Origin of the sequence: Aeromonas sp. QDB18 (assembly GCF_027705325.1) — a bacterium.
GTDB classification, from domain to species: Bacteria; Pseudomonadota; Gammaproteobacteria; order Enterobacterales; family Aeromonadaceae; genus Aeromonas; species Aeromonas caviae.
In genome coordinates this window covers 1-6752 of sequence record NZ_JAPDBQ010000188.1, presented here as the reverse complement: position 1 = coordinate 6752, position 6752 = coordinate 1, and the positions used below count along the sequence as shown (strand labels likewise).

Genomic DNA, 6752 nt, shown 5'->3' with positions numbered 1-6752 from the left:
CACCGGCCAAGCGCATGGTGCAAACCTTGATTCAGCGCTACGGCGAACGTTTGCATCGTCTCATCGAGAAAGGCAAGGCCAGCGGCGAGTTGTCTCCCTCGCTTGACAACGAGGCGGCGGCAACGCTGTTCATTGGCACGATCCAGGGCTTGGCCATACTGCCTACGATGCACTCAAGCCGATGATTAGCAGCGACAGGCTGAACATCAAGGCTATTCGCGCTCATTGGGATGAAATCCTACGGCTGGCCACTTCGATCAAGCAGGGCACGGTGACGGCCTCGCTGATGCTGCGCAAGCTCGGCAGCTATCCGCGCCAAAACGGCTTGGCCGTCGCCCTGCGCGAGCTGGGGCGCATCGAGCGCACGCTGTTCATTCTGGATTGGCTGCAAAGCGTGGAGCTGCGCCGCCGCGTCCATGCGGGGCTGAATAAGGGCGAGGCGCGCAACGCGCTGGCCAGGGCGGTCTTCTTCTACCGATTGGGTGAAATCCGCGACCGCAGTTTTGAGCAGCAGCGCTACCGGGCCTGCGGCCTCAATCTGGTGACGGCAGCCATCGTGTTGTGGAACACGGTCTATCTGGAGCGTGCCACCAGTGCTTTGCGTGCCCACGGCAAGGCGCTGGACGATACGTTGCTGCAATATCTGTCCCCGCTGGGGTGGGAGCATATCAACCTGACCGGCGATTACCTATGGCGCAGCAGTGCCAAGGTCGGTGCGGGGAAGTTCAGGCCATTGCGACCGCTGCCACCGGCTTAGCGTGCTTTATTTTCCGTTTTCTGAGACGCCCCCAAACAGGCGGCCTCCGTGATGCGCGAACTGCAGGGCACCATCCTGAAAAGCGTACGCACGGTGGAAAATTATGAGAGGGGCCTGACCCGGGTGACCGAGTGGACCCAGCGGGAAAAACTGTCGGACGGCCTGCGCGGCCTGACCCGCGAGCAGGCGATCGCCTACCTGGAGCAACGCGGACAGGCTGTGGGCCAAAAATGCCTCGACATGGAACGCCAGGCGATCCAAGCCATGTTCCGGCATGTCACCAACAAGCTCGGCGCGGGCGAGACCCTGCCGGTGATCAAGGCGGATCAGCCGCAGGTACTGGGGAGCCGCGCCTATAACCCGCAGCAGGTCGCGCTAATCTGCGAACGGCTGGCCCCGCACAATGCGCTGGCCACCGAGATCGCCTATACCGCAGGCCTGCGCGCCCACGAACTTTTGACCCTCCAGCCCCGCAGCGAGCGGACGCCGGATCCGCGCCCGGCCCTGCCCACCAAATTCGAGGGCCGCGAGGACGGGAGCCGCTACGTGGTGACCGGCAAAGGGGGGCTGATCCGCGAAGTCCAGTTGCCCAGCCATCTGGCCGCCCGCCTAGAGGCGCAACGGCTCGCCACCCCGCGCCCGGTGACCGATCGGCACGTGTACTACCAGCAGCACTACGCCATCGGCGGTGGCCAGCCCTGGAGCATGGCGGTGTCCCGCGCCGCCAAGGCCGCCCTGGGCTGGAGCACCGGCGCCCACGGCCTGCGCCATGCCTACGCCCAGGAGCGGGTGACGGAGCTGCAAACCCTGGAGCACTCGCAGAAAGTGGCCAATGAAACCGTGTCCCAGGAGCTGGGGCATTTCCGGCCCGAGATAACCACCACCTACCTGCGCTGACGGTTGCCTTTCGGAAACGGCGCGGGCATTATCAAAAAGCACATTTGATTGATCGAATTGGTTATTTGATATGGAAGAACTGCAAGCGAAGTGGACGTTTGACCAGGGCGGATTTGCCAAGGCCCTGATTGCCCCCACCCCGATGGGCCAGGGCTACCACTTGCACCTAGTGAAATTCGGGAAGATGAGCGAGTCAATTGTCCTGGAACGACAACGAGGGGGCTGGCGGGTGTTCAAGAGTATCGATGCCGCGGCCAACACCGCCAACGGGATTGGCTTTCGGCGCATCGAGATCGATCTGTCCAGTCGTTGAGAACCAGGACAAAAACCAACCCCACCCACGCTCCGTGGACAACGCCCCCGTCCACAGGCCAAACCCACGGCCTGATGGACGGCCTCCGGTTCGGGCGCTTGCCCACCTCGCCAAGATCCTCTTTCTAATGACAAGCCATATCAGAAACGAACGCCCTGCGGGCGCTGTTATCTGATAAGGCTTGTTTCTGGATCACTCTGGCGAGATTTTGGAGAGGTAGCGGCTAACACTTGCCGAACCGATCCCTAAATCCTCGGCAATGTCCCGATTGCTGTACCCCAACCCCTTGAGCCGCAGTACCTCCGGTAACAGCTCAGCCGCTCTGCCGCTATCCCTTGGCCTGCCCCCGCCCTTCGATACCTTGCCCCCCTTGGCTCCTCGATGCGCCTGCACGGCGCTGAATGCGGCGGGGTTGAAGCGCTGCCAGACCCAGCGGGCAATGCTCTTGGCCGTGGCCTTGATCTCCGACACAGGAAGCGGGCCGCCCTGCTCCCGTCCAAACGCATTGGCGCTCTCACAAGCCGTTCTCACCGCATCGGCCCAAGCCTCATACCCGTTAGGCCGCCAGAACTCTCTAACGGCGCTGTAGGCCCATTCACGCACGTTGTCGAACACAGTGACGTTACGGCCTAGCCCGGTCGCTTCTTTGCGACTGCGGCGGCTGTAGGCCGACAAATCGGCATCAGGGCAGAACTCGGCGAGGTAGTCGAGGCTGTAGGGCTCGATTTGGTGCCAGACGGTGAGCCAATCGCTATGGGTAGGGTTTTTGGTGATCAGCCCTGCATACCCCATGTCAGCCCCCAGCCGCTTCGCTAGAACATGTTCTATGGCCGCCAGATAGCGCAACGGCTTTTGCCGTGCTGCACTGGTTCGGGCTACAGGGGCCGCCAGCATATACCCGATATGGGCATGGCCGTTCGTGCGGTTAACGCTGATCCAGTGCGGGGCTGGCAAGCCTGCATCCTTCCACGCGTGGTAACTGTCCGGCTTGTCCAAGTCGAACACCAAGGAGGATACATGCGGAGGCGGGTTGTACTGGATGTGGAGATAGCCCAGTGCGGTAGCCTGCGGACGAATGAGCAGCCCTGACGATTTATCATCAGTGCAGTAAGGGCGACGAGGGAGACGTTCGATGAATGCAGCAGCTAGAAGCGCTGGTTTTACCATCTGGCACCGCGCTTATTGGCGGCTCTGGGTTGTTTGATGTGATCCATGTGGTATTCTTCTTCCTGTGATTAAGTCACGGCCCCGAACTCTCTGTAATCTCCCGCCAAGTTGATTAGACAGAGATTCGGGGTTTGTCTTTTCTGGACAGTACGTTACCGCAGTCAGGCCGCCACTGGCACGTTTTTTCTTGGACGCCCACCCTTTGCACCGTTTGCCCGCGCCGCTGCGACTTTAGCGGGGGTTTTTGCCTTGCCGCCCTTCGCCCCCATCTTGGATGCAGCCCAGTTCGCCGAACCCAACAGCCCTTCCAGCAAAGCTGGCAAGTAGAGATCTGCATCCAACTTCGGAAAGTGCACTCCCAACCCTGACGGCGAGATCTCGATATCCTGTAAGTCGCTAGGCTTCGCGGCCTCCAACCCCTGCGCCAGATGAGGGGCAAAGGCCAGTTCCAAACCAGAGGACAAGGCGATCACAACCCGTCCAATTCTCCGGTCATAACGCACGCTCGTAGCAACAGGGCTGCGCTTACGCGCTTCAGAACCGCGTTTATTTGCCTGTGCGATCATTTCATCGGTTAGTTCCATGGATCACCTCCCATTGGCTTATCAGGTGAGCTTGATTGCATTGCAACTCTGCCCAGATGCGCTTCAGCGCTTTACTATCAAATCCGTAGTTTTCCCGCAGCTCAGGCCCGCCGTGATCCCCTGAGAGATTAAACACCGCCTCGCAGCCACCCCCAATCACGTGCACATGCGCCGGACGATGGTCGTTGGGATAAATCACCACTCGCCAGCCCCCAATGATCAACACCGTTGGCATTAAACAACCTAACTGTTTTGGTTTTTATTGACGCAATACTACACCCGAATGGGTGAGTTAGCGATAGGTTCAAACACCCTGCACTGGTCTCGGGGCAACCATGAAACCGGCAGCATCGACCTCGAAGCGGCTGACGCCGATCTGCTGCAGATAGAGCACCAGGGTATCGAGCTTGCGAAAGACTCTGAGCTGCTTGCTGCGCTGGGCGGCGAGGGCGCGTTCGGCCAGACCATAGCGCACTAACAGGGACCAGCCGCCGGGTTGGCCGACGGCGACCACGACACGGACGGCACCGGCAGCGACCAGTTGCACCAGGGTGGGATGGGTGATGGTTTCCATGGGGGAAATTCCGAGGCAAGGGATTGTGCGACGCAGGATGGGAGATAACGCCTCGCAAAACAAGCCATCTTGCAGGATGACAGGCAGCAAAAAGGGCGCCCGATTTAACGTAACGCCCCCTTATGCGCGGTGACTTTACTTGATTACAACATACAATGATGCTGCAAAATTTAATTCAGGTATTCTATTTCGTAGACACCAGTTCGGTTATTTATAGTAATACCTTTATAATTAGGCATCATAAAGCCAGTAACGGTCTCTTGCTTAAAAATAGCAACGCAATAATATAAGTCTTCATGTAAATGCTTGCGAGATAACGTTCCGCTATATTTTCCAAAATTATATTTTTTCGCAATATCCCTTCCAAAATCATCGCATATCAACATTATGCGATTGTCCTCAGCCTTGGCTTTAGCCTCTGCTTTCCTAGTTTCTTCTTTGCCTTCTGGTGATTCGAGATATTTTTTCTTTTCAGCCATTTCAATTTCATACTTAGCAAGCTTAACGTTTTTGATAGCCCCGGCATGCCCCTGCTCGGCCGCCTTGCGGAACCAAGTTATCGCCTGAGAATAGTCCTTCGCTACGCCCCGACCGTTGTAGTACATCGCACCCAAGTTATTTTGCGCATAGGCATATCCCTGCTCGGCCGCCTTGCGGAACAAAGTTAACGCCTGCGAATAGTCCCGTGCTACGCCCTGACCGTTGTAATACATCGCACCCAAGTCATTTTGCGCATAGGCATATCCCTGCTCGGCCGCCTTGCGGAACAAAGTTAACGCCTGCGAATAGTCCCGTGCTACGCCCNNNACGTCATTTTGCGCATAGGCATATCCCTGCTCGGCCGCCTTGCGGAACAAAGTTAACGCCTGCGAATAGTCCCGTGCTACGCCCTGACCGTTGTAATACATCGCACCCAAGTCATTTTGCGCATAGGCATATCCCTGCTCGGCCTCCTTGCGCAATTCGTCCACAGTCTGTACGCCATTCTTTGTAGAGCAAGCCGTTACACTACAAGCCAATATAATCGCGAGCGCAGCAGAGCGAACCATAAAATACAAACCAGCAGAACAGTGATTCACTTTCATAGTGCAACCTTAATTTTGCATTCAAAAAAAACAATGGTTTTCATTAATAATATATGTCATCTAGTAAAGCTTAACTAGGGAGGGTGCGAATAAGCACCCTCCACAACGAAACTGAAAAAATTAGTTTATTAAATTCAAATACTTACAAAGGCGCATTTTTATGTTTGGTGACTTATTCGCACCTTCCCTAGCTTTCAATAACTTCCATTGCACTAAACCAAATATCTGGAGACCATTTATCTGTATTTTGACTTGTACGCAGTCGCACGCGCTGATTAATCATCCCCTTAGCAATTATTGCCATATTAACCGCAGCATCTTTATATGCATGCTTTGCCATCAACCTTGATTGATAGTTAGTGTTTGTAACAATAAGATATCTCTCTCCCTCAGCGACATCTAACAAAACGCCAAAATCATTCCAGACATAACCCATACCAACCCCCAATAATAACTCCAATGTATTCATTGGTGCTCCGCCAGAGCGTTCAACGCTACAGCCATCATACGAAAACGATATGGACTAGGGAAGGTGCGAATAAGTCACCAAACATAAAAATGCGCCTTTGTAAGTATTTGAATTTAATAAACTAATTTTTTCTGTTTCGTTGTGGAGGGTGCTTATTCGCACCCTCCCTAGGCCTGAATCACCTGCTAACAACTGTTCAGTCAACAAGAAGGTGGTGCGCAACAACGTAGTTAGCAAAATGGCGCGCCGGTATCCATGCAACGAACAACATTGCGGCACAGCATCTACCAAACCTCTGTGCATAATGCCCATTATGTTCAATTGGCGATTTCGCTTATGAAAACGGCGCACTCGTCCCGTTTCGGCCCGCCAGCGCGGTAAACACGCCGTTATCCCGGCCCGTTCTGGCCGGATCGCGGCTGAAAGTTTGTGACGGTTTTTTGGGGGGAAATGCAGCCCCGGTGAGCCGATCCGGTTTCAGCCCAAAACCGGCATGAACCGCCTGTTTTTCCCTGGTGACGGGGACGCCCCCTCGCTGTCCACCGAGGACACTGCGCCCCCCGACGTTTTCCATACAGAGCCCCGTTCCTGCCGCTGTGGTTCCTTCTGCTCAACACCGGCCTTGATGAACCTCCTGTTCTCATCGATGCCTTTGCCGGACATCAGGCCGGACTGCGTCTCCCTGCCCGCAACGTTCGCAATGCTTCACACATATTTGTGTGAATAATTTGCTTTTTGCCGCCATCATATTTTGATTTTGATGACTCATATTTCGCATTCGATGTGCTATTCGCCCGAATAACCGGTTTCGCTCGGTTTTCACCGCAATCCCGGCTGTGTCCAAGCCTGAAAAACGCTTGAACACAGCCAGAATTGCGGCCTGTAGCTCATTTGCGCCGGAAAAAT

Annotated in this window: 10 protein-coding genes and 1 pseudogene; 4 read left to right on the top strand and 7 right to left on the bottom strand. The window is 55.5% G+C overall.

What is annotated here, in order from left to right; genetic code table 11:
- Positions 1-14: 14 nt before the first annotated feature.
- The 4 genes and pseudogenes from OKC30_RS19240 (at position 15) to OKC30_RS19225 (ending at position 1967) form a co-directional block, all read left to right on the top strand.
- Complete coding sequence (locus OKC30_RS19240) at positions 15-185, top strand: TetR family transcriptional regulator C-terminal domain-containing protein (RefSeq protein ID WP_442865845.1); 171 nt, start codon at positions 15-17, stop codon at positions 183-185.
- Positions 152-757 (top strand): annotated as a pseudogene (locus tag OKC30_RS19235) (Tn3 family transposase); the annotation flags it as partial. The gene OKC30_RS19240 and the pseudogene OKC30_RS19235, both read left to right, overlap by 34 nt.
- Before the next feature lie 93 nt (positions 758-850).
- Complete coding sequence (locus OKC30_RS19230; protein WP_270668545.1) at positions 851-1654, top strand: site-specific integrase; 804 nt, start codon at positions 851-853, stop codon at positions 1652-1654.
- Between the two features lie 70 nt (positions 1655-1724).
- Positions 1725-1967, top strand: a complete 243-nt coding sequence (locus OKC30_RS19225) for a plasmid replication protein RepB (protein WP_103252494.1) — start codon at positions 1725-1727, stop codon at positions 1965-1967.
- A 192-nt stretch (positions 1968-2159) separates the two neighbouring features.
- Here the strand turns inward: OKC30_RS19225 and OKC30_RS19220 are convergent, their stop codons facing one another.
- The 7 genes from OKC30_RS19220 to OKC30_RS19190 form a co-directional block, all read right to left on the bottom strand.
- On the bottom strand, positions 2160-3134 hold the full coding sequence (locus tag OKC30_RS19220) for a replication initiation protein (protein ID WP_270668544.1): 975 nt from the start codon (positions 3132-3134) through the stop codon (positions 2160-2162).
- A gap of 161 nt (positions 3135-3295) precedes the next feature.
- Positions 3296-3718, bottom strand: coding sequence for a DUF2442 domain-containing protein (locus OKC30_RS19215; protein ID WP_259589277.1), 423 nt, complete (start codon positions 3716-3718; stop codon positions 3296-3298).
- Positions 3702-3953 (bottom strand): DUF4160 domain-containing protein, encoded by a 252-nt coding sequence (locus OKC30_RS19210; RefSeq protein ID WP_259589275.1) that lies wholly within the window; start codon positions 3951-3953, stop codon positions 3702-3704. Before OKC30_RS19210 ends, OKC30_RS19215 begins: the two co-directional genes overlap by 17 nt.
- 69 nt (positions 3954-4022) lie before the next feature.
- Complete coding sequence (locus OKC30_RS19205; protein WP_259589274.1) at positions 4023-4292, bottom strand: hypothetical protein; 270 nt, start codon at positions 4290-4292, stop codon at positions 4023-4025.
- Between the two features lie 170 nt (positions 4293-4462).
- Positions 4463-5341 carry a tetratricopeptide repeat protein gene (locus OKC30_RS19200; protein WP_442865844.1) on the bottom strand — a complete coding sequence of 293 codons (879 nt, stop codon included), beginning with the start codon at positions 5339-5341 and terminating at the stop codon, positions 4463-4465.
- Positions 5342-5564: 223 nt separating this feature from the next.
- Positions 5565-5846 carry a hypothetical protein gene (locus OKC30_RS19195; protein WP_161508011.1) on the bottom strand — a complete coding sequence of 94 codons (282 nt, stop codon included), beginning with the start codon at positions 5844-5846 and terminating at the stop codon, positions 5565-5567.
- Positions 5847-6486: 640 nt separating this feature from the next.
- A partial coding sequence (locus tag OKC30_RS19190; protein ID WP_270809752.1) for a hypothetical protein occupies positions 6487-6752 on the bottom strand: 266 nt, incomplete at its 5' end.

Coding starts and splice junctions, on each gene's coding strand:
- OKC30_RS19240 (WP_442865845.1), top strand. CDS start 15: ATGGTGCAAACCTTGATTCAGCGCTACGGCGAACGTTTGCATCGTCTC.
- OKC30_RS19225 (WP_103252494.1), top strand. CDS start 1,725: ATGGAAGAACTGCAAGCGAAGTGGACGTTTGACCAGGGCGGATTTGCC.
- OKC30_RS19220 (WP_270668544.1), bottom strand. CDS start 3,134: ATGGTAAAACCAGCGCTTCTAGCTGCTGCATTCATCGAACGTCTCCCT.
- OKC30_RS19215 (WP_259589277.1), bottom strand. CDS start 3,718: ATGGAACTAACCGATGAAATGATCGCACAGGCAAATAAACGCGGTTCT.
- OKC30_RS19210 (WP_259589275.1), bottom strand. CDS start 3,953: ATGCCAACGGTGTTGATCATTGGGGGCTGGCGAGTGGTGATTTATCCC.
- OKC30_RS19205 (WP_259589274.1), bottom strand. CDS start 4,292: ATGGAAACCATCACCCATCCCACCCTGGTGCAACTGGTCGCTGCCGGT.
- OKC30_RS19195 (WP_161508011.1), bottom strand. CDS start 5,846: ATGAATACATTGGAGTTATTATTGGGGGTTGGTATGGGTTATGTCTGG.